Here is a 21,680-nt window from a genome sequence, read left to right as displayed (position 1 = left end):
CGACAGCCGCAGCAAATCGCCAACGTTCAGGGACATAAAGATATTCTTATGTCCTTCTGCGCTTGTCATCGCCAAGGGAACTGAATAACAACGTCGAAGTCCATTTTCTTTGAGGGGAATTCCCGCATGCGCAGCAGTTATCTCTTCACCAGCGAGTCCGTCGCCGAAGGCCATCCGGACAAGGTTTGCGACCGCATCTCCGACGAAATCGTCGATCTGGTCTACCGCGAAGCCGTGAAGGCGAAGGTCGATCCGTGGTCGGTCCGCATCGCCTGCGAGACGCTGGCGACGACCAACCGCGTTGTGATCGCCGGTGAAGTGCGCCTGCCGCCGAGCCTGATGAAGAAGGACAAGGACGGTAACGACGTCATCAATCCCGCCAAGTTCAAGGCCGCCGCCCGCAAGGCGATCCGCGACATCGGCTACGAGCAGGACGGCTTCCACTGGAAGACCGCGAAGATCGACGTGCTGCTGCACTCCCAGTCCGCCGATATCGCCCAGGGTGTCGACAATGCCGCCGACAGGCAGGGCGACGAGGGCGCCGGCGACCAGGGCATCATGTTCGGCTATGCCTGCCGCGAGACGGCCGAGCTGATGCCGGCGCCGATCTACTATTCGCACCGCATCCTCCAGCTCCTCGCCGATGCCCGCAAGAAGGGCGTGGGCGATGCCGGCAAGCTCGGCCCCGATGCCAAGAGCCAGGTGACCGTGCGCTATGTCGACGGCAAGCCGGCCGACGTCGCCTCCATCGTGCTCTCCACCCAGCACCTCGATGCGAGCTGGGATTCGAAGAAGGTCCGCGACGTCGTCGAACCCTATATCCGCGAGGCCCTCGGCGACCTCAAGATCGCCGACGATTGCTCCTGGTACATCAACCCGACGGGCAAGTTCGTCATCGGCGGCCCGGACGGCGATGCCGGCCTCACCGGCCGCAAGATCATCGTCGACACCTATGGCGGCGCGGCCCCGCACGGCGGCGGCGCCTTCTCCGGCAAGGACACGACCAAGGTCGACCGCTCGGCCGCCTATGCCGCGCGCTACCTCGCCAAGAACGTCGTGGCCGCCGGCCTTGCCGACCGCTGCACGATCCAGCTTTCCTACGCCATCGGCGTCGCCCAGCCGCTCTCGGTCTATGTCGACCTGCACGGCACGGGCAAGGTGAGCGAGGACGCGGTGGAAGCGGCGATCCGCAAGGTCATGGACCTGTCGCCGTCCGGCATCCGCCGCCACCTCGACCTCAACAAGCCGATCTACGCCAAGACGGCCGCCTACGGCCATTTCGGCCGCAAGGCCGGCCGCGACGGTTCCTTCTCCTGGGAGCGCCTCGACCTCGTCAAGGCCCTCAAGGACGCGATCAAGAACTGAGACCGATATGAGTGATGCAGAGCGCCCCAGCCGCGCGAGCGAAGCCTTCTTCGGCCGGCGCAAGGGAAAGCCCCTCCGCGAGCGGCAGGCGCAGCATCTGGAAACCCTGCTGCCGGCGCTGAAGGTCGACCTGTCGACCCCGGCGCCGGCGGATATCGCCGCGCTCTACGATTTCAAGCCGGCCCGCACCCGGCTTGAGATCGGCTTCGGCGGCGGCGAGCATCTCATCCATCGCGCGCAGGAAACGCCCGACACCGCCTTCATCGGCGTCGAGCCCTTCGTCAACTCCATGGCAAAGCTGATCGGCCGCGTCGAGGAGACGGGCGCGCGGAACATCCGGCTCTACGATGACGATGCGACGGAATTGCTGGATTGGCTGCCGGCGGCTTCGATCGACCAGATCGACCTTCTCTACCCGGACCCGTGGCCGAAGAAGAAGCACTGGAAGCGGCGGCTCGTCTCGAAGGTCAATCTCGACCGCTTTGCCCGGGTGCTGAAGCCGGGCGGGCTCTTCTGCTTTGCGTCCGACATCGACACCTATGTCAACTGGACGCTGATGCATTGCGGGGCGCATCCCGCCTTCGCGTGGACCGCCGAGAACGCGGCCGACTGGCTGACGCCGTTTGCCGGCTGGCCGGGCACGCGCTACGAGGCGAAAGCCAGGCGCGAGGGCCGCAAGTCGGCTTACCTCACCTTCCGCCGTCTCTGACGGAAGGCTTATATCGGATCAGTGCAGGCTGACGGTGCGCAGGTCGTCCTCGGCCGCCTTGTAGAAGGTGCTGGAACGGTTGTCGGTGAGCAGGATCGGCGTGCCGTCCGCGCCGAACAGCGCCCAAAGGTCGAGGCTCGGATCGATCTCCGGGGCTTCCGGGAAGACGCGCGAGACTTCGTCGGCCTTCATCTTGCGGATATAGCCGACTTCGCCGGCGCCGAGATGCGCGAGATCCGCCTTCGAAACGGCGGGGATTACGGTTTTCAGGCCCATTTTTGCCTCCATGGCAATGCCGGCACCTGCCGGCCGCCGGCGCCAACGGCCACCATGGCCCATCGGTCGCTCGGCAATCAGGTTATGCGCGAAACGGTCCGGCGGGTGTTCCCGCAGGAACGGCTCATGCTCTAGTCTGGTACGGAAATGTTAATTTTCTTTACCATGCGCACCGGCTCCGGCCGGACGAGGTCGACCGACAGGAGGCCGTTCTTCAGTTCGGCGCCCGAGACGCGCATGCCGTCGGCAAGCACGAAGGTGCGCTGGAACTGGCGCGCGGCGATGCCGCGGTAAAGATAGTCGCGCTCGCCGCTTTCGCTCTGGCGCCCGCGGATGACGAGCTGGTTCTCCTCCGTCGTCACGTCCAGGTCCTCCTCGGAGAACCCGGCGACGGCGAGCGTGATGCGCAGGCGATCGGGCTCGCCCGTCTCGCCGTCCGGCCGCAGCCGCTCGATATTGTACGGGGGATAGCCGTCGTTGCCCTTGGCGATGCGCTCAAGGGTCTTTTCCATGGCGTCGAAACCCAGCAGCAGCGGGCTCGTGAAGGTGGGTATGCGTGACATCGGTCCAGTCCTTGGCTTCAAGCGACTTTGGCGGGACCCGGTTCGGCATCCCGACGGGCGCAATATGGGGATTGAGCGCCTGCCGCGCAAGACGCTTGCGAAGCGCGATTTCGCAAATATAGTCGCCGCTTCGCCTGCGTCGCGCGGGCCAAGAACGAGACAAGGAAGGAACGGGACGGCATGTCTGAGCCACGGAAAATCATCATCGACACGGATCCCGGCCAGGACGACGCCGCCGCGATCATGCTGGCGCTCGGCAGCCCCGAACTCGATATCCTCGGCATCACCACGGTCGCCGGCAACGTGCCGCTGGAACGCACCTCCACCAATGCCCGCATCATCCTGGAATTCTGCTCCCGGCCGGAGGTGAAGGTCTTCGCTGGCGCCGACCGGCCGATCGCCCGCCCGCTGATCACCGCCGAGCATGTGCACGGCAAGACCGGCCTCGACGGCCCGGAGCTGCACGAACCGCAGATGCCGCTTCAAGCCCAGCACGCCGTCGACTTCATCGTCGAGACGCTGAAGCGCGAGCCGGCCGGCACGGTAACGCTCTGCACGCTCGGCCCGCTCACCAACATCGCTCTCGCCCTGAAAAAGGCCCCGGAGATCGCCGGGCGCGTGCGCGAGCTCGTCATGATGGGCGGCGGCTTCTTCGAGGGCGGCAACATCACGCCGGCCGCCGAATTCAACGTCTACGTCGACCCGGAGGCGGCCGCCGCCGTCTTCAAGGCGGGCATTCCCATCGTCATGATGCCGCTCGACGTCACCCACAAGGTACTGACGCTGAAGAGCCGCGTCGGGAAACTGCGCGCCATCGGCAGCCGTCCGGCCAAGGCCCTCGTCGAAATGCTCGATTTCTTCGAGCGCTTCGACGTGGAGAAATACGGCTCCGACGGCGGCCCGCTGCATGACCCGACGGTCATCGCCTATCTCCTGAAGCCCGAGCTCTTCGCCGGCCGCAACTGCAATGTCGAGGTCGAGACGGCCTCGCCGCTTACGGCCGGCATGACGGTGGTGGACTGGTGGCAGGTCACCGGCCGCAACCACAATGCGCTGGTGATGAAGGACGTCGACGCCGACGGCTTCTTCGCGCTGCTGACCGAGCGGGTTGGGCGCCTTTGATGCGCGGGCCCCGCATCGCCGGAAAGGGCGCCGAAGCGGCCTTCCATGCGGAGATGATGGGCCTCTACGACCGTTTCTCCGCCCTCGGCTTCCGCCCGGTCCTGCTGCGCCGCTTCGTCCTGCTCAACGGCGGCGTGGCGGCGGCAAAAGAGCTCGTCTTCAAGCCCGGCACCACCGGCCTCGAACGCCTGCTCGACGCCGGCAAGCCCGAGCTCTCCATGGAAGCCCTGATGCTGCGCCCCGAGTACCAGCCCCTCTTTTCCGAAGCGGAACTGAAGGAAGCCGCCCAGCGCCTCGCAAACGCCACCCGCACCCGCTCCCGCGGCCGCCTGCAGGCGCAGCCGGCGGAGCGGAAGTAGCGGTCGGAGGATGATAGAGAGAGTGTGTGTGGGTGAAACGAGCGGGAGAATGCGGAGGGGCGAGCCGACGTAAGGCGCGCCAATACCCCTGTGGGGAGCGGTCTTCGGCGGCAGGTGCTGCCCTAAACCGACCCTATTCCGCCCCTGCCCCGTCGTTCTGCTGTTCGGGATGCTTTGCGCGGTCGGCAGGGATGGCCTCCCCTTCCGGGCGGCGTTCGCGGCGGCGGACGGCGGCGGCGCGTTTGCGGGTGACGCGCACGCGCTTGACGCGGCGGGGGTCGGCGTCGAGGACGTGGAACTCGAAGCCGGGCACGGCCTGCACCACCTCGCCGCGCACCGGGATGCGGCCGAGCGAGGCGAAGATGAGGCCGCCGAGCGTATCGGCATCCTCGAGCTGCTCGCGGATGTCGAAATCCGGGCCGATGGCCTCGGCAAGCTCCTCCAGCTCGACGCGGGCATCGGCGATGAACACGTCGTCGCTGACGCGCTGGATCATCGCCTCTTCGTCGTCGTGCTCGTCCTCGATGTCGCCGACGACCATCTCGACGATGTCCTCCAGCGAGGCGAGGCCGTCCGTGCCGCCGTATTCGTCGATGACGAGGGCCATCTGCGTGCGGTCGGCCTGCATGCGCGCCATGAGGTCGGCGGCGAGCATGGAGGGCGGCACGAAGAGCACCTGGCGGATGATGCCGGCCTCGGCGACGGTCTTGGAAAGATCGACGCGGGCAAGGTCGAAATCCGCCTTGGGCGCGCGGGCGGGTTTTTCACCGGAAGGTGCGGCGCTCGCCTTGCTGCCGTTGCGGCGCTTGTTGCGGGCCTGCTTGGTGACATAGGCGAGGAGGTCGCGGATATGCACCATGCCGCGCGGATCGTCGAGGCTTTCGCAATAGACCGGCATGCGCGAGCGGCCGGAATCCTCGAAGATCACCATCAGTTCGGCTATCGTGATGTCCTGGTCGACGGCCTCGATGTCGGCGCGCGGCACCATGACGTCTTCGACGCGAACCTCGCGGAAGCGGAGAATGTTGTGCAGCATCGCCCGCTCTTCGGGCAGGAAGGCCGGCTCACCGCCCGCCTCTTCCGTCATCAGGGCCTCGGCGAGGTCCTTGCGCAGGCTGGAGGCGCCCGTCATGCGCCAAAGCTTGGCGGCGCGGGACCATAAGGACGACCGGCCCCCGCCTTCCTGCCTCGGCGCGCTGCTACTACTGCCCGCCTCGTCCTGGCTGGAGGCATCCGCCTCGTTTCGTTCCGGCGTGGCCGGCTGGTTCTTGAAGTCGCTCATCGGTCCAAACTATTCTTCGGGGCTGTCCCCGTAGGGGTCAGATAGGCCAAGCTCGGCCAGAATGCGAGTCTCCAGCCCCTCCATTTTCTCCGCTTCGTCCTCTTCCATGTGATCATAGCCGAAGAGATGCAGAAATCCATGCACCATCAGGTGTGTGAGGTGATCGTCGAAGGACTTGCCGAGCTCGCCCGCCTCGCGGGTCAGGGTCTCCTCGGCGAAGATGATGTCGCCGAGCATCGGGCCCGGCGTCTTTCCGGGCGTCAGCGGGAAGGCGGGGAAGGAGAGCACGTTGGTCGGCTTGTCCTGATTGCGCCATTCGGCGTTGATGCCGCGGATTTCCGCATCGTTGGTGAAAACCAGCGAGACTTCCGGCGCGCCCGTCTTCGGGAAGGGCTGCTTCTCGTGGCGCTGGAGGAACAACGCCGCCGCGCCGAGCACGCGCCTGCTCATCTCGTGCAGGCGTTCCTCGGAGGGCCATGCGCCCTCTTCGACGGAGATCTGGATATCGAGTTCGCTCATGGTGCCCGGATCGCCTCAGCGGTCGATCTGCTCGCTTTCGTCCTGAACGGCGGTCTGGGCCTCGTAGGCCCGCACGATGCGCGCGACCATCGGGTGGCGCACGACGTCCGCATCCTTGAAGCGCACGACCGAGACACCCTCGACGCCCTTGAGGATCTGCAGGGCCTCGACGAGGCCGGATTTCACGCCTCGCGGCAGGTCGACCTGGCTCGGATCGCCCGTGACGATCATGCGGCCGTTCTCGCCGAGGCGCGTCAGGAACATCTTCATCTGCATCGAGGTGGTGTTCTGCGCCTCGTCGAGGATGACGGCGGCGTTGGCCAGCGTGCGCCCGCGCATGAAGGCGAGCGGCGCGATCTCGATGACGCCGGCGGTAATCGCCCGTTCCACCTTGTCGCCCGGCATCATGTCGTAGAGCGCATCGTAGAGCGGGCGCAGATAGGGGTCCACCTTCTCCTTCATGTCGCCGGGCAGGAAGCCGAGGCGCTCGCCGGCCTCCACGGCCGGGCGCGAGAGGATGATGCGGTCGACAGCGCCGCGCTCCAGCAGTTGCGCCGCATAGGCGACGGCGAGATAGGTCTTGCCCGTGCCGGCGGGGCCGACGCCGAAGACGAGCTCGGAGCGCTCCAGCGCACGGATATAGGTATCCTGCGTCGGCGTGCGGGCGACGATCGTCTTCTTGCGGGTGGAGATCTGCGACATGCTGAGCTTGGCCTTGCGCTCCATGGTGGGCAGCGAGAGCTGGTCGTCCGCGGCGATCGCCATGCGGATCGCCCCCTCCACGTCGGAAAGCTCGATGGAGCCGCCCTTCTGGAGCCGGTCGTAGAGATAGTCGAGCGCCCGGCGGGCCTGATTGGTGGCAAGGACGTCACCGGAAATGGAGACGGAATTGCCCCGCGCCCGCGCATCGATATGGAGGCGCTGCTCCAGCAGCTTCAGGTTCTGGTCGAACTGGCCGAAGAGCTCGCTTGCGTATCGATTGTTCTCGAAGGTCAGCACGAAATGATTGGCGTCGGTCTCGGTCTTCGACTGGCGCGGCGATGACGTCGTCAATTCGTGTCCGTTCAAGCGGTCAGGCTCCTTGCGATCCGTCCGTCAGCCTATCGCTTGCGCGAAGAGGCTGTTGGCGCCGGCATCCGTGATTCGTACCCGGATAATGTCACCGATTTTGGAACCTTTTGCATCAATATTCACAGGCTGCAGCCAGGGCGAGCGGCCGACGAGCTGGCCGGGCAGGCGGCCGGGCTTTTCCAGAAGCAGGTCGATTTCCTTGCCGATGCAGCCGCGCGCGAAGTCGTGCTGCTGGCGGAAGAGCAAAGCCTGCAATCTTTCAAGGCGTTCGGCCTTCACCTCTTCGGCGACATGGCCGTCCATCTCCGCGCCCGGCGTGCCGGGGCGGATGGAATACTTGAACGAAAATGCCTGTGCATAACCGACCGCTTCCACGAGGCGCATCGTCGCCTCGAAGTCCGCGTCGCTCTCGCCGGGGAAGCCGACGATGAAATCGCCGGAAATGGCCAGCTCCGGCTGGACGGCGCGGATGCGCTTGATGAGGGCGATGTATTCGGCGGCCGTATGGCGCCGGTTCATGGCCTTCAGGATGCGGTCGGAGCCGGCCTGCACCGGCAGGTGCAGGTAGGGCATCAGCTTCGGCAGGTCGCGGTGCGCCTCGATCAGCCGGTCGTCCATGTCGCGCGGATGGCTGGTCGTGTAGCGCAGGCGCGCGAGGCCCTCGATTCCGGCGAGGCGGTGGAGGAGGTCGCCGAGGCCCCATTCCGTGCCGTCCGGGCCGAGGCCGTGCCAGGCGTTGACGTTCTGGCCGAGCAGCGTGATCTCGCGCACGCCCCCTTCGACGAGGCGCTCGGCCTCGGCGAGGATCTGCGAAACGGGGCGGGAGACCTCGGAGCCGCGCGTATAGGGCACCACGCAGAAGGTGCAGAACTTGTCGCAACCCTCCTGCACGGTCAGGAAGGCGGTGACGCCGCGCGCACGCGTCCTTGCCCTTTCCGGCGCGGGAAGATGCTCGAACTTGTCCTCGATGGCGTAGTCCGTCTCGACGACCCGCTCGCCGTCCTTGGCGCGACGAAGGGCTTCGGGAAGGCGGTGATAGGTCTGCGGGCCGATCACGAGATCGACGGCGGGCGCACGGCGCAGGATCTCCTTGCCTTCCGCCTGCGCGACGCAGCCGGTGACGCCGATGGTCATCTCGCGGCCGTCCTTGGCCCGCGCCTTCTTCATCTCGCGCAGGCGCCCGAGCTCGGAATAGACCTTCTCGGCCGCCTTCTCGCGAATGTGACAGGTGTTGAGAAGGATGAGGTCGGCCTCTTCCAGCACGTCCGTCGCCTGATAGCCGTCCTTCGACAGCGCATCCGTCATGCGCTCGCTGTCGTAGACGTTCATCTGGCAGCCGTAGGTCTTGACGAAGACCTTGCGGGTGTTTGGCGTGGAAAGCGGTTGCTGGCTCATGGCGCTTTCCATAGTGGAAAAGCCCTCGGAATTGAAGCTCTATCTGCCGCGCAGCCGCGTGCCGAGCATAGCACGGATGCGCGCCTCGACGGTGCGGCTGACGTCCTTGCGGTTGCTCTGGCGCGTATAATCGACACGCTCGCCGAAATCGACATCGACGTCGACCGCGCCCTCGCGGGCGACGCCGAGGAGGTGCGGCAGGAGCTCGATATCGCCCGGCCAAGCGGCAAGCGGCCGGTGGTAGCGGCCCATCGCCATGCCGTGAAGGCCCGTATAGGCGATGGAGACGGGCTGGATGTGCACGACGCCTTCCGGTGCATGCGGAATGGCGGAGGCGGCGGCGCCGAAGAGCGAGGTCTTGATCTCCAGCAGGCGGTTTCCGTCCGAGGTCGTTCCTTCCGGAAAGAGCACGACGATCTCGCCGTCCGTCAGGCGGCGGGCGATCTCGTCCACCTGGTCGCCGGTCTTGCGGCGCTGCTCGCGCTCGACGAAGATCGTCGCCTGCAGCCGGGCGAGGATGCCGAAGACCGGCCAGCCCCGCACCTCGGCTTTCGCGATATAGACGACGTCGGCAATCGAGCCGAGCACCATGATGTCCTTCCAGGAGGCATGGTTGGCGGCGATGAGCAGCGGGCGGCGCGGCTCCGGCGTGCCGTGCACGCGCACCTTCAGCCCCAGCACACGGCAGGCGACGCGGTGCCACAGGCGCGGCAGGCGGCGGCGGATCTTGAGGTCGAAGCGCAGGCCGACAAGCTGGACCGGCAGGAGGACGAGGGTCACCGCGAAGAGGACGGTGAAGCCGAAGGCGATGCGCAGCCAGGCGATCACGCGGGCACCGGGGGGGAGGCTTGGATCCGTGCCGCGGGGCTACCCCCCTCTGGCCTACCGGCCATCTCCCCCTCAAGGGGGGAGATCGGCATGAGGCTAGACCCCTGCTCGAATCGCAACGTCGAAGAGGAGCGAAGCGGCGCTCCATCCGATCTCCCCCCTTGAGGGGGAGATGGCCGGCAGGCCAGAGGGGGGTGCTGCGACGTCGCTACCCCAGCGCCGTTGGCCGAAACCCGCCTCACTCGCCCTCCTTGAGCGGCACGCCATAAAGCTCCAGGCGGTGGTCGACGAGGCGGAAGCCGTGCTCGCGGGCGATGCGCTCCTGCAGGGCCTCGATTTCCGGAGAGTGGAATTCGATGACCTGGCCGTTCTTCAGGTCGATCAGGTGGTCGTGGTGCTCGTCCGGCACGGTCTCGTAGCGCGAGCGGCCGTCGCGGAAATCGTGGCGCTCGATGATGCCGGCATCCTCGAAGAGTTTTACCGTGCGGTAGACGGTGGAGATGGAGATGCGCGCATCGACGGCGGAGGAGCGGCGATAGAGTTCTTCCACGTCCGGATGGTCGGCGGAGGATTCCAGCACGCGGGCGATCACCCGGCGCTGCTCCGTCATGCGCATGCCGCGCTCGACACAAAGCTCTTCCAGCGATTTCTCGACATCCGCCATACGACCGGCCCTCGTTCGTTCAGCCCCCGAAGGGGACTAGCGAAGATCGCGCCGCATGACAAGCGCCGTGGACCGGCTGCCGTCCGCCGCGGCGTAATAGGCCTTGCGCTCGCCGACCTTGGCAAAGCCGAGCTTGGCATAGAGCCCGCGCGCGGCCGCATTGCCCTCGTCGACCTCGAGGAAGATATCCTCCGCCCCGCGCATCTTCGCCTCCTGCAGCGCCGCCAGCATCAACCGCCAGCCGAGGCCGGCGCGCGAAAAGCGCTCGTCGACGCCGATGGTCAGGATCTCCGCCTCGCCGGCCGCCGCGCGCGCCAGCACGAAGCCGCCCGCCGCGCGGCCGGGAATGCCCTGTCGCAGCGCGAGAAAGCCGTAGACCGGCGGCTGGGACAGCAGGGAATGGAACTCGCCGTCGTTCCACGGCCGGGAAAACCGAGCGTGATGCAGCGTCGCGGCGATACCGGCGTCGTCGGTCTGAAGCGGGAAGATATCGAAGACGGGCTTGCGGGCGAAATAGTCGGTCAGCGGCATTCACGCTCTCCGGATCGCGAAACCCGCCTGCGGCTTGGCATCCGGGCCGCGCAGGTAGAGCGGCCGGGGCAGATGGCCCTGCGGATCGAGGCGCGCGCCGAGGCGGGCGACCGTCGCGATGGAAACGCCGTCCGTCTCTTGCGGCGCTTCCGCGCGCAAAAGCGCGGCGGCCGAGCCGGCAAGGGCGCCGTCGTCGGCGGCGGCGATGCCGCGCGCCTCTTCGAGACTGGCAAGCGCGGGCGGTGACAGGGGCTGCCCGTCGGCGGCGAAAGCCTGCCAGTAGACCTCGTCGCGCTTGGCATCCATCGCGACCAGAAGGGGCGTGCCCGCCTGCCGGTCGGCGGCAAGCGCTGCGAGCGAGGAGACGCCGACGGCGGGAACGCCGAGCGCCAGCGCAAGGCCGCGCGCGGCGGCGACGCCGACGCGGATGCCGGTGAAGGAGCCCGGGCCGACGGTGACGGCGACGCGTTCGACGGACGGCAGGTCGAGGCCGGCCGCGGCAAGCGCCCCATCGACGAATTCCATCAGCCGCTCGGCATGGCCGCGGCCGATATCGGCGCCGGCAGAGCCGAGGACGGTATCCGTGTCGGAATCGTAGAGCGCCGCGTAGCAGCCCGTGCCGGCGGTATCGATCGCAAGGACGATCATGCCGGGCACCCGTCCGCCGCGGGGCGGACCTTACATGATGGCTTCAACTTCCTGCACTTCCGGTACGAAATGGCGAAGGAGGTTCTGCACGCCGTGCTTGAGCGTCGCGGTGGAGGACGGGCAGCCCGAGCAGGCGCCCTTCATGTTGAGGTAGACGACGCCGTCGCGGAAGCCCTTGAAGGTGATGTCGCCGCCGTCCTGCGCCACGGCCGGGCGCACGCGCGTGTCCAGCAGTTCCTTGATCGTGGCGACGATGGTCTCGTCGCCCTCGTCGAAGAACTCGCCGTCCGGCTCGTCGCCGCCGAGCGCACCGCTGGCGATGATCGGCTGGCCGGACATGAAGTGTTCCATGATGTTGCCGAGGATGGCCGGCTTCATGTGCTGCCAGTCGGCGCCGTCCTTGGTGACGGTGATGAAATCGTAGCCGAGGAACACGCCCTTGACGCCGGGAATGGAGAAGAGCCGGGCGGCGAGCGGCGAGGCGGCGCGCGCCTCCGTCTCGTCGCGGAATTCGGCCGTGCCGTTCTCCAGCACGACCTTGCCCGGCAGGAACTTCAGGGTCGACGGGTTCGGTGTCGCTTCGGTCTGGATGAACATCTTTCTCTCCGTGCGGCCGGGCGCTCGCCGATCGGCCGGAATATTTAGAACAATTCAAAAGAAGATAAGCCTTTGCCGGCTTCTCTTCAATAGCGCGCCGTCAACTGAGCGCGTCGAGTTCCTCGTCGCTGAGCGAATCGGGAATGACCGTCACGGGAATGGGGAAGGCCTGCGCGCGGCTGGCCAGCGAGGAGACGAGCGGGCCCGGTCCCTCCTTGGCGGAACCGGCGGCCAGCACGAGGATCGCCACGTCCTGGTCGTCCTCGATCAGCCCGTTGATCTCCTCGCTCGCGACGCCTTCGCGGATCACCATTTCCGGCTCGATGCCGATGGCCTCGCGCAGCGCCTGCGAGGCCTTGGCGAGCACCGCCTCGGCCTCCTCGCGCGCCTCGGCCCGCATGATCTCCTCCACGCCCAGCCATTGCTGGAAATCGCGGTTGGCGATCACGTAGAGCAGGACGACGCCGCCGTTGGAATTCTTCGCGCGCATTCCCGCATAGTGGGCGGCACGCTGGCATTCCGGCGTGTCGTCGATCACCGCCAGGAACTTGCGGCGGTGGCCCTCAAGGCGGGAAAGTCGTCGAGAAACCATGCGGCCCCCTCGTGCAAGGTCTGAACGCGGCGACCTTACTGCACAAAACCGATGATGTCGCGAACTTCCTTCATGGTTTTTTCCGCCCGCGCCCGCGCCCTTTCGCCGCCGTCCCGCAGGATCGCGTCGATGTGGCTGGTGTCGTCCATCAGGCGGCGCATCTCGTCGGTGATCGGCGAGAGGACGTTGACGGCAAGCTCGATCAGCGCCGGCTTGAAGACCGAGAACTGCTGGCCGCCGAACTCGGAAAGGACCTCCGCCTTCGTCCTGTCCGACAGGGCCGCATAGATGCCGACGAGGTTTTCCGCCTCGGGGCGGCCCTTGAGGCCTTCGGCTTCGCTCGGCAGGGCGTCCGGGTCGGTCTTGGCCTTGCGGATCTTCTTGGAGATCGTGTCGGCGTCGTCGAGGAGGTTGATGCGCGAAAGGTCGGAGGCGTCCGACTTCGACATCTTCTTCGTGCCGTCGCGGAGCGACATGACGCGCGGTGCCGGGCCGCCGATCAGCGGCTCGACCATCGGGAAATAGGCATGCACCGGCTCTTCGCCGACGACGATGTCGACGCCCGTACCGGCCTTGCGGATATGGTCGCCGAAGTCGATGTTGAACTTCTGCGCGATGTCGCGCGTCAGCTCCAGGTGCTGCTTCTGGTCGTCGCCGACCGGAACGTGGGTCGCGCGGTAGACGAGGATGTCGGCGGCCATCAGGCTCGGATAGGCGAGAAGCCCGAGCGAGACCTGCTCGGCATTCTTGCCGCCGGCCTTGTCCTTGAACTGGGTCATGCGCTCCATCCAGCCGATGCGCGCCACGCAGTTGAAGATCCAGGCGAGCTCGGAATGCTGCGGCACAGCGGACTGGTTGAAGACGATGTGCTTCTTCGGGTCGATGCCGGAGGCGATGAAGGCGGCCGCGATGGAGCGGATCTGGTTCCGCATGTCCTCGTGCACGAGCTGGGCAGTCAGCGCGTGCAGGTCGACGACGCAGTAGATGCAGTCGTTGTCGTCCTGCAGCGCGACGAACTTGCGGATCGCGCCGAGATAGTTGCCGAGGTGGAGATTGCCGGTCGGCTGGACGCCGGAGAAGACGAGAGGCTTGAATGCGCTCATGACGGTGTTTCCTTCAGGCGGGTGGAGGGCCTGGTCCCTGTTGCACGCGCAGTTCCCGGAGATCGGCAAGGCGGCTTTCCGGCCGGAACTGCGTAGAAAAATACGTGGCGCTTATGCACGCCGCCGGGGCCCCGATCAAGAGGGCGCCCGCGCGGCGCACTGCACAAGGCGATCCTTATAAATGACACTTTCCGGTCGTTCCTTCCCGGCGGGGATTGAGGGGAGGCCGATCCCGTCGGCCGTTTTGTGACGAAGGGGCACGGAACGGAGATGACCCCGTGTGCAAGAACGGTTCCATCCTGCTTGCCTGCGTCGTCGCGCTGACATCGCTGCTCGCGACGGAGACGAGCGCAGGCCGCAAACACGCCTCCCGCATAGACAAGGGGGCGGTGGCGAACGTCTACACCATCCAGACGCCGCGCGTGCGGCACCGATGCTTCCCGGGCAGGCTGCGGGCGGTTCTCGCCCATATCGGCCGGCAGGTCGGCCGGCGGCTGCTCGTCACGTCCGGCCATCGCTCGAACGGGCGGCGCGGATCCTATCACCGCAAATGCCTTGCGGCCGATATCCGCGTGCCCGGCGTCCCGGTGAAGCGGGTCGTCGCGGCGGCGCGCTCGGCGCCGGCCATCGGCGGCATCGGCACCTATTGCAACGGCATCGTGCATGTCGACGTGGGGCCGCGGCGCACCTGGCACTATTGCCGGGGGCTTGCGCACCTCACCCGGCGCGCGCGGCTCGCCGCGCGCTGAGGGCCATGCCTATTCGGCGGAGCTTTCCGCGGGCGCGGCCTCGGGCTTCGCCTTGCGCTTCAGGTTGCGCCGGATCATGCCGAGGTCGGCGCCGCCGATGAGGAAGGCGACGGAGAAGTAGACGGCCATGGCGAAGGCGACCAGGAGGCCGAGGGCGAAGACCTGCTCGTAGATCGGCGAGCCGTGCGCGAGGCGGCCGGCGAGGTAGCCGGAGGCATATTCGAGCGAGACCGCCATGACGAGCGTCGCGATCAGCAGGCGCACGATACGCCACAGGAGCGCCTTTTCCAGCGGCCAGTGGCCGCGGCGGGCGAGCGTGACGAAGAGCATCAGCGCCGTCAGCCAGCCCGAAACGGCCTCGGCGGTGGCGATGCCGCGCTCGTAGAAGATCGGAAAGAGCGTGACGGCGAGGATGCAGTTGACGACGACCGAGACGAGCGTGATGCGCATCGGCGTCTTGGTATCCTCGCGGGCGAAGAAGCCGGGGTTGAGCGCCTTGATCATCACGAAGCCGGGAAGGCCGAGGCCGTAGATGGCGAGCGTGCCGGCGACGACGGAGGTGGTCTGAGGGCTGAAGGCGCCGCGCTCGTAGAGGACGCGGACGATCTCGTCCGAGATGACCCAGAGAGCGCCGGCGGCCGGCAGCGTCAGGAACAGCACGAATTCCAGCGAGCGGTTCTGCAGGTTGCCCGCCTCGCGCTCGTGGCCGGATTTCAGCGCGCGGGCAAGCTCGGGCAAGAGCACCACGCCGACGGCGATGCCGACGACGCCGAGCGGCAGCTGGTAGACGCGGTCGGCATATTGCAGGGCGGCGATGGCACCGTCCTTGGTGGAGGCGATCATCTGGCCGATGAGCTGGTTGATCTGGGTGATGCCGCCGGTGACGGCCGCCGGCAGGGCGAGCCAGAGCAGGCGGCGGACATTGTCCGTCATACGCGGGCGGCGGAAGCCGATGCGCATGCCGGCATAGCGCACGCCCGCATAGAGGACAGCCATCTGCAGGAGCCCGGCCGCGAGCACCCCCCAGGAGAGATACCAGGCCGTCTCGAGCGGCGAGGCGCCCTGCCAGAGGCCGTAGCCGAGCGCACCGATCAGCACGAAGTTGAGGAAGACCGGCGCGACGGCGGCGGCAAAATAATGGTGCAGCGAGTTCAGCATGCCCGAGAGCATCGCCGTCAGCGACATGCACATGAGATAGGGGAACATGACGATGGCGAGCTTGACCGTCACGTCGAACTTTTCCGCATCCCCCACGAAGCCCGGCGCGATGATCCAGGAGACGATGAGCGGCATGGCGAATTCCATCGCCACCGTCAGCATGAAGAGCACGGTGAAGAGGACGCCGAAGACCTCCTCGGAGAAGCGCTTGGCCCCGTCGAGCCCGCCGGCCTCGATCTCCTTGGCGAAGAGCGGCACGAAGGCGGCGTTGAACGCGCCCTCGGCGAAGAGGCGACGGAAGAGGTTCGGGAAGCGGAAGGCAGCGTAGAAGGCGTCGGCCATCGGCCCGGTGCCGAGCGCCGCGGCCATCAGCGTCTCGCGCGCGAAGCCGAGCACGCGGCTGCCGAGCGTGGCGCCGCCCACCGTCACGAATTTCTTGACGAGACTCATTGTTCTGCCCTGATCCTTTTCGGCGTGGCGGGAGCGGGCGCGATCATGCCGGGCGGCATGCGGTCGCGCGCCTCGTCCCCCTCGTCCGCCATGACGGCCTTCAGCCGCGCGACGATATTGGCCTGCCGGTTCTCGGCGGTGACCTTCTGGCCGACGAGGTCGGTGACGTAGAACGTGTCGATGACCTTCTCGCCGAAGGTGGTGATATGGGCCGAGGCGATGTCGAGCGAGAGGTCGGAAAGCACGGCGGTCACTTCCGACAAAAGGCCCGGCCGGTCAAGGCACTCGATCTCGATGACGGTGAACTTGTTCGACAGCGTGTTGGAAATGGTCACGGCCGGCGAGACGGTGAAGGCGCGGCTGCGCTTGCGGCCCTTCGTGCGGTTGGCGATCACCTCCGGCAGGCGCTTTCGGCCGGCGAGCACGTCCTCGATCATGCGGCCGATGGTGCCGGCGCGGCGCATCTCGTCCGCATCGTTGGGGAACTCGCGGTTGACGAGGATCGTGTCGAGCGCACGCCCGTCGGAGGTCGTGAAGATCTGCGCGTCGACGATGTTGGCGCCCGCCGCCGCGCAGGCCCCGGCGATCACCGTCAGGAGGCGCGGATGGTCGGGCGAGAGCACCGTGATTTCGGTGATGGCGTGGAAGGAATGGGTGCGCACCATGGTCGCCAGCGTCTGGCGCGCCCGGTCCGCCTCGCGGATGAAGGCGGCATGGCGCACCTGGTCCTCCAGCGAGACCGTAAGGAGGTAGGGATCGTAGTGCAGCTTGGTATAGGTCTTGCGGTCCTTCTGGCTCCAGTCGGCGGGCAGCGCCTCGGAGAGCGTGTCGCGCGCGGCCTGCGCGCGCTCCCTGCGCGACAGCTCGGAAAAGCCGCCGGAAATCAGAAGCTCCGTCTCGTAGTAGAGCGTGCGCAGGAGCTGGCCCTTCCAGCCGTTCCACACGCCGGGACCCACGGCGCGGATGTCGCAGACCGTCAGCACCAGCAGCATCTTCAGCCGCTCCATCGACTGCACCTTCTCGGCGAAGTCGACGATGGTCTTGCGGTCGTTGAGGTCGCGGGTCTGGGCGACCATGGACATGGTCAGGTGCTCCTCGATCAGCCAGACGACCAGCTCCGTCTGCTTCGGCGTGAGCCCGAAGCGCGGGCAGAGCTTTCGCGCGACCCTGGCGCCTGCCACGGAATGATCCTCCGGCCGGCCCTTGGCGATATCGTGCAGCAGCACTGCGACATAGAGCGGGATGCGGTCCTCGATGCCCGGCATCAACTGGTAACTCAGGGGATGGGCCTCCTTCTCGCGGCCCTGGTCGATATCGGAGAGGATGCCGACGGAACGGATCAGGTGCTCGTCGACCGTATAGTGATGATACATGTTGAACTGCATCATCGCGACGATCTTGCCGAAATCGGGAATGAAGCGGCCGAGCACGCCCGACTCGTTCATGCGGCGCAGGATGAGCGCCGGGTCGCGCGGCGAGGTGAGGACGGAGAGGAAGAGCCGGTTTGCCTCCTCGTTCTCGCGCAGCGCCCCGTTGATGAGCTTGAGCGAGCGCGTCACCTGCTTCAGCGCGTCGGGGTGGAATTCCAGATTGTTGATGTCGGCGATGTGGAAGAGGCGGATGAGGTTCACCGGATCGCGCTTGAAGACGTCCGGGTCGGCGATGGTGATGCGGCCGCGGTCTTCGAGGAAATCCAGCGTGCCGGCGATCTTGCGGGTGCGGCGCGTGAAACGGCTGATGACGGCGGTGAGGCCGGGCGCCTCCTTGGCCTGCTGGTCTTCCAGCGTGGCGCAGAAGATGCGCGTGAGATCCCCGACGTCCTTCGCCACGAGGAAATAGTGCTTCATGAAGCGCTCGACGGCGGAAAGGCCCGGATGCGGCTGGTAGCCGAGGCATTCGGCGATCTCGCGCTGGATGTCGAAGGAAAGCCGCTCCTCCGCCTTGCCCGTCAGGAAATGCATGTGGCAGCGCACGGCCCAGAGGAAATCGTCCGCCTTGCGGAAGAGCTTGTATTCCTGCCGCGACAGGACGCCGAGCTTCACCAGCTCGGCCGGGTCGCGGATATGGTAGAAATACTTGGCGATCCAGAACAGCGTGTGCAGGTCGCGAAGCCCGCCCTTGCCTTCCTTGACGTTCGGCTCGACGAGATAGCGCGTGTCGCCCGCCTTGCGGTGGCGCTCGTCGCGCTCGGCAAGCTTGGCGGCGATGAACTGCGGGCCGGTGCCGCGCATGATCTCCCGGTCGAAGCGCAGCCCGAGCTCCTCGAACAGCGCGGCCGAGCCGCTAATATAGCGCGCCTCGAGGATCGCCGTGCGGATCGTCATGTCGCCCTTGGAAAGCTGGATGCATTCCTCGATGGTGCGCGTGGCGTGGCCGACCTTGAAGCCGATATCCCACAGGATATAGAGCATGAACTCGATGGCCGGCTCGCTCCAGGCGGCCGGCTTTTCCGGCAGCAGGAACAGCAGGTCGATGTCCGAGCCCGGCGCCAGCGTGCCGCGGCCGTAGCCGCCGACGGCCGTGACCGTGATGCGCGCGGCGGGCGGGGCCTGGCCGGCGCTGAAGACGTGGTTGAGCGTGAAATCGTGCAGGACCGAAATGAGCTGGTCCTGCAGCCAGGAGATGCGCGCGGCGCATTGCAGGCCGCTGCCGTCCTCGAAAAGCAACTCTCGGGCGCGCTCGCGGCCAGCGGCATTGACCTTCTTGAACTCGGTGAGGAGCTCGCGGCGCATGCGGTCGCGGTAATCGGCATTGGTGCTGGCGATGAACTCGCATCGGGCGCGCAGCGCCGCAACGTCGAGAAGGCCGGATTCGGCCGGCGCCAGGAGCTTCTTTTCCATCGGATGCCGGCCCGCGTCCCGCTTGTCGTCCACCGCCCGTTCGGTTCGCATGCCTATAGACCCTTTCAGCACGCGAGGACAGGACCCTAGCGGCTAGCGGTTGCCAAGTTCTTTCTTCAGCGCATAGAGCGCGTCGAGCGCCTCGCGCGGCGTCATGTCGTCCGGGTTGAGGCCCTTCACCAGCTCTTCCACCTTCGAGGGGCCGGCGCCGCGCTGCGCCTCCTCCCGCCGCACCGCCACCTGGAAGAGCGGCAGGTCGTCGATGAGCTGGCTCGCGGGGTTCTTGCGGTCGGCGTCCTCCAGCTTGGCGAGCACGTCCCGCGCACGCGCCACCACGGAGGGCGGAAGGCCGGCAAGGCGCGCCACCTGAATGCCGTAGGAGCGGTCCGCCGCCCCGGGGCCGACCTCGTGCAGGAAGATCACGTCGCCGTCCCACTCCTTGACGCGCATTGTGGCGTTGGAAAGGCGGGAAAGCTTCTCCGAAAGCACGGTCAATTCGTGGAAATGGGTGGCGAAGAGGCCGCGGCAGCGATTGGCCTCGTGCAGGTGCTCGACGGCGGCCCAGGCGATGGAAAGGCCGTCGAACGTGGCGGTGCCGCGGCCGATCTCGTCGAGGATGACGAGCGAACGGTCGGTCGCCTGGTTGAGGATCGCCGCCGTCTCGACCATCTCGACCATGAAGGTGGAGCGGCCGCGGGCGAGATCGTCCGACGCGCCGACGCGCGAGAAGAGCCGGTCGACGACGCCGATATGGGCGCTTTCGGCCGGAACGTAGGCGCCCATCTGCGCGAGGATGGCGATGAGCGCATTCTGGCGCAGGAACGTCGACTTACCGCCCATGTTGGGGCCGGTGAGCAGCCAGATCGCCCCGTACCCCTTGCCGTCCGCCGGAGAGAGGTCGCAGGAATTGGCGACGAAGGCGGCGGCCTGCTGGCGGCGCAATGCCTGCTCGACGACCGGGTGGCGCCCGCCGACGATGGCAAACATCGTCGAATTGTCGACGACCGGCCGGCAATAGGCCTGCTCCTCGGCAAGCGCCGCAAGACCGACGGAGACGTCGACGACGGCAAGCGCGCGGGCCGCCGCCTTGATCGCCTCTGCCTCCGAGACCACCGCCTCGACGAGCCCGTCGAAGGCAGCAAGCTCGATGGCGAGCGCCCGGTCGGCGGCATTGGCGATCTTGGTCTCCAGCTCGGAAAGCACCGTCGTGGTAAAGCGCATGGCGCCGGCCATGGTCTGGCGGTGGATGAAGCGCGCCTTCGCCTCGTCGCCGTCCGTCAGCGCCGAGGCGTTGCCGGCGGAGACCTCGATGAAGTAGCCGAGCACGTTGTTGTGCTTGATCTTCAACGACTTGACGCCCGTCTCCTCGGCATATTGCAACTGGAGGCCGGCAATGACGCGGCGCGACTGGTCGCGCAACGCCCGCATCTCGTCGAGCTCGCCATCCGCCGCCTCGCGGATGAAGCCGCCGTCACGCTTGAGGAGCGGCAGTTCGTCGGCGAGCATGAAGGAAAGGCGATGTGAAAGGTCGACCGGCAGGGCGGCAATCGCCGTGTGGGCGGCGGCAAGCTCTCCGTCCAGGTCTTCCGCTGCCATCAGCCGCGCGATCTCCGCGGAGGCGGAAAGGCCCTGCAGGATGGCGCCGAGGTCGCGCGGGCCGCCGCGGCCGAGCGCGATACGGGAAAGGGCGCGCGGCATGTCGGATATCTGCTTCAGCGTCCGGCGCAGGTCCTCGCAGAAGGACGGGCGGTCGGCGAGCGTCGCGATGGAATCGAGCCGGGCGTTGATCGCATCGGGGTCGGTGAGCGGCGACATCAGCCGCTCGGCGAGAAGGCGCGCGCCGCCGCTCGTGACCGTGCGGTCGATGGCCTTGAGCAGCGTGCCGCTGCGCTCGCCGGAAAGCGTGCGCACCAGTTCGAGATTGGCGCGCGTCGCCGGGTCGATGAAGAGCGTTGCGGCCGAGCTTTCCCGCTCCGGCCGGCCGAGCGGCGGGCGCTCGGCGATCTGCGTCTTCTCGACATAGGCGACGGCGGCGGAGGCGGCGGCAAGCTCGGCGCGCGAGAAGGTGCCGAAGCCGTCGAGCGTCGAGACGGCGAAATAGCGGGCGATGCGGCCTTCCGCCGTCGCGCTGTCGAAGAGCACGGCCGGCTGCGGGACGGCGACGCGCCCCACGACATCGAGGACGGGGCGGAATTCCGGATCGTGGAACAGCGTGTCCGGCACGATCAGTTCGCGCGGATCGATGCGCAGGATATCGGCGAGAAGCTGGCCCTGCGCCGTCTCCGACAGGCGGAAGATGCCGGTGGAGATGTCGATCCAGGCGAGCGCCATCGACGGCTCGCCCCCGCCGCGGATGCGCGCGACGGCCATCAGGTAGTTGGCGTCGGACGGCGAGAGCAGTTTTTCCTCGGTCAGCGTGCCGGGGGTGACGAGGCGCACGACGTCGCGGCGCACGACGGATTTCGAGCCGCGCTTCCTGGCCTCCGCCGGGTCTTCCACCTGCTCGCAGACGGCGACGCGGAAGCCGACGGCGATCAGCTTCTGGAGATAATCGTCCGCAGCATGGACCGGCACGCCGCACATCGGAATATCGAGGCCCATGTGCTGGCCGCGCTTCGTCAGCGTGATGCCGAGCGCGCGCGAAGCGTCCACGGCGTCCTGAAAGAACAGCTCGTAGAAGTCGCCCATGCGGTAGAACAGCATGCTGTCGGGATTGGCCGCCTTGATCTCGATATACTGCTCCATCATCGGCGTTGCCGATGCGCGGCTTTCGTCGCTGGCGAGGTCCGCCGTCGACAGGATATCGGTCTGGCGCGCACTATGATCGTTCACGGAGATACTGTTTCTTCCAAAACGGAG

The 21,680-nt window shown here is 66.9% G+C and carries 21 protein-coding genes; 5 read left to right on the top strand and 16 right to left on the bottom strand.

Features of this window, described 5'->3' with window-relative positions; genetic code table 11:
- Positions 1 to 126: 126 nt before the first annotated feature.
- Together metK and trmB are read left to right on the top strand one after the other, a co-directional pair.
- The gene (gene metK, locus ACZ5TO_RS00220; protein WP_184145735.1) at positions 127 to 1,365 is read left to right on the top strand and encodes a methionine adenosyltransferase; all 1,239 of its coding nucleotides are present in this window, start codon (positions 127 to 129) and stop codon (positions 1,363 to 1,365) included.
- A 7-nt stretch (positions 1,366 to 1,372) separates the two neighbouring features.
- Complete coding sequence (trmB, locus tag ACZ5TO_RS00215) at positions 1,373 to 2,074, top strand: tRNA (guanosine(46)-N7)-methyltransferase TrmB (protein ID WP_464799130.1); 702 nt, start codon at positions 1,373 to 1,375, stop codon at positions 2,072 to 2,074.
- An 18-nt stretch (positions 2,075 to 2,092) separates the two neighbouring features.
- Here the strand turns inward: trmB and ACZ5TO_RS00210 are convergent, their stop codons facing one another.
- Both ACZ5TO_RS00210 and ACZ5TO_RS00205 read right to left on the bottom strand, forming a co-directional pair.
- Positions 2,093 to 2,350 (bottom strand): BQ00720 family protein, encoded by a 258-nt coding sequence (locus ACZ5TO_RS00210; RefSeq protein WP_184145733.1) that lies wholly within the window; start codon positions 2,348 to 2,350, stop codon positions 2,093 to 2,095.
- Between the two features lie 131 nt (positions 2,351 to 2,481).
- Complete coding sequence (locus tag ACZ5TO_RS00205) at positions 2,482 to 2,913, bottom strand: Hsp20 family protein (RefSeq protein ID WP_184145732.1); 432 nt, start codon at positions 2,911 to 2,913, stop codon at positions 2,482 to 2,484.
- 180 nt (positions 2,914 to 3,093) lie between these two features.
- Here ACZ5TO_RS00205 and ACZ5TO_RS00200 point away from each other — a divergent pair, with 180 nt between their 5' ends.
- Both ACZ5TO_RS00200 and ACZ5TO_RS00195 read left to right on the top strand, forming a co-directional pair.
- Positions 3,094 to 4,035: a nucleoside hydrolase gene (locus ACZ5TO_RS00200; RefSeq protein WP_464799129.1), complete on the top strand. Its 942-nt coding sequence runs from the start codon at positions 3,094 to 3,096 to the stop codon at positions 4,033 to 4,035.
- Positions 4,035 to 4,394, top strand: coding sequence for a hypothetical protein (locus ACZ5TO_RS00195; RefSeq protein ID WP_464799128.1), 360 nt, complete (start codon positions 4,035 to 4,037; stop codon positions 4,392 to 4,394). Before ACZ5TO_RS00200 ends, ACZ5TO_RS00195 begins: the two co-directional genes overlap by 1 nt.
- A 133-nt stretch (positions 4,395 to 4,527) precedes the next feature.
- Here the strand turns inward: ACZ5TO_RS00195 and ACZ5TO_RS00190 are convergent, their stop codons facing one another.
- The 11 genes from ACZ5TO_RS00190 to trpS all read right to left on the bottom strand — a co-directional run bounded on the left by ACZ5TO_RS00190 (position 4,528) and on the right by trpS (position 13,624).
- Entirely contained in the window at positions 4,528 to 5,676 is a 1,149-nt protein-coding gene (locus ACZ5TO_RS00190; protein WP_464799127.1) for a hemolysin family protein, read from the bottom strand.
- Positions 5,677 to 5,685: 9 nt separating this feature from the next.
- Positions 5,686 to 6,195, bottom strand: coding sequence for an rRNA maturation RNase YbeY (ybeY, locus tag ACZ5TO_RS00185; RefSeq protein ID WP_464799126.1), 510 nt, complete (start codon positions 6,193 to 6,195; stop codon positions 5,686 to 5,688).
- Positions 6,196 to 6,210: 15 nt separating this feature from the next.
- On the bottom strand, positions 6,211 to 7,263 hold the full coding sequence (locus tag ACZ5TO_RS00180; protein ID WP_464799125.1) for a PhoH family protein: 1,053 nt from the start codon (positions 7,261 to 7,263) through the stop codon (positions 6,211 to 6,213).
- Between the two features lie 27 nt (positions 7,264 to 7,290).
- The gene (miaB, locus tag ACZ5TO_RS00175; RefSeq protein WP_464799124.1) at positions 7,291 to 8,673 is read right to left on the bottom strand and encodes a tRNA (N6-isopentenyl adenosine(37)-C2)-methylthiotransferase MiaB; all 1,383 of its coding nucleotides are present in this window, start codon (positions 8,671 to 8,673) and stop codon (positions 7,291 to 7,293) included.
- A gap of 27 nt (positions 8,674 to 8,700) precedes the next feature.
- Complete coding sequence (olsA, locus tag ACZ5TO_RS00170; protein ID WP_464799123.1) at positions 8,701 to 9,489, bottom strand: lyso-ornithine lipid O-acyltransferase; 789 nt, start codon at positions 9,487 to 9,489, stop codon at positions 8,701 to 8,703.
- Positions 9,490 to 9,727: 238 nt separating this feature from the next.
- Positions 9,728 to 10,153 (bottom strand): Fur family transcriptional regulator, encoded by a 426-nt coding sequence (locus ACZ5TO_RS00165; protein WP_464799122.1) that lies wholly within the window; start codon positions 10,151 to 10,153, stop codon positions 9,728 to 9,730.
- 36 nt (positions 10,154 to 10,189) lie between these two features.
- The gene (locus tag ACZ5TO_RS00160; RefSeq protein ID WP_184145744.1) at positions 10,190 to 10,684 is read right to left on the bottom strand and encodes a GNAT family N-acetyltransferase; all 495 of its coding nucleotides are present in this window, start codon (positions 10,682 to 10,684) and stop codon (positions 10,190 to 10,192) included.
- On the bottom strand, positions 10,685 to 11,332 hold the full coding sequence (gene tsaB, locus ACZ5TO_RS00155) for a tRNA (adenosine(37)-N6)-threonylcarbamoyltransferase complex dimerization subunit type 1 TsaB (protein ID WP_184145745.1): 648 nt from the start codon (positions 11,330 to 11,332) through the stop codon (positions 10,685 to 10,687).
- Positions 11,333 to 11,362: 30 nt separating this feature from the next.
- Entirely contained in the window at positions 11,363 to 11,929 is a 567-nt protein-coding gene (locus ACZ5TO_RS00150) for a NifU family protein (RefSeq protein WP_184145746.1), read from the bottom strand.
- 100 nt (positions 11,930 to 12,029) lie between these two features.
- Positions 12,030 to 12,521, bottom strand: a complete 492-nt coding sequence (locus tag ACZ5TO_RS00145) for a universal stress protein (protein WP_184145747.1) — start codon at positions 12,519 to 12,521, stop codon at positions 12,030 to 12,032.
- A 35-nt stretch (positions 12,522 to 12,556) separates the two neighbouring features.
- Complete coding sequence (trpS, locus tag ACZ5TO_RS00140; protein ID WP_464799121.1) at positions 12,557 to 13,624, bottom strand: tryptophan--tRNA ligase; 1,068 nt, start codon at positions 13,622 to 13,624, stop codon at positions 12,557 to 12,559.
- A 278-nt stretch (positions 13,625 to 13,902) separates the two neighbouring features.
- Between trpS and ACZ5TO_RS00135 the strand changes: the two genes are divergently transcribed.
- A complete protein-coding gene (locus ACZ5TO_RS00135) occupies positions 13,903 to 14,373 on the top strand; it encodes a YcbK family protein (protein ID WP_464799120.1) in 471 nt (156 codons plus the stop codon).
- Positions 14,374 to 14,382: 9 nt separating this feature from the next.
- Here ACZ5TO_RS00135 and murJ read toward each other — a convergent pair whose 3' ends face one another.
- The 3 genes from murJ to mutS form a co-directional block, all read right to left on the bottom strand.
- Positions 14,383 to 15,981, bottom strand: coding sequence for a murein biosynthesis integral membrane protein MurJ (gene murJ / locus ACZ5TO_RS00130; RefSeq protein ID WP_464799119.1), 1,599 nt, complete (start codon positions 15,979 to 15,981; stop codon positions 14,383 to 14,385).
- Complete coding sequence (locus tag ACZ5TO_RS00125) at positions 15,978 to 18,821, bottom strand: [protein-PII] uridylyltransferase (RefSeq protein WP_464800427.1); 2,844 nt, start codon at positions 18,819 to 18,821, stop codon at positions 15,978 to 15,980. The genes murJ and ACZ5TO_RS00125 overlap by 4 nt, the downstream gene beginning before the upstream one ends.
- A gap of 93 nt (positions 18,822 to 18,914) precedes the next feature.
- Positions 18,915 to 21,653, bottom strand: a complete 2,739-nt coding sequence (gene mutS / locus ACZ5TO_RS00120; protein ID WP_464799118.1) for a DNA mismatch repair protein MutS — start codon at positions 21,651 to 21,653, stop codon at positions 18,915 to 18,917.
- Positions 21,654 to 21,680: the final 27 nt, after the last annotated feature.

This window comes from Shinella sp. Sh6 (assembly GCF_055392685.1).
Note: the sequence above shows the minus strand (reverse complement) of the source record. Positions and strands in the feature narration are given on the sequence as shown.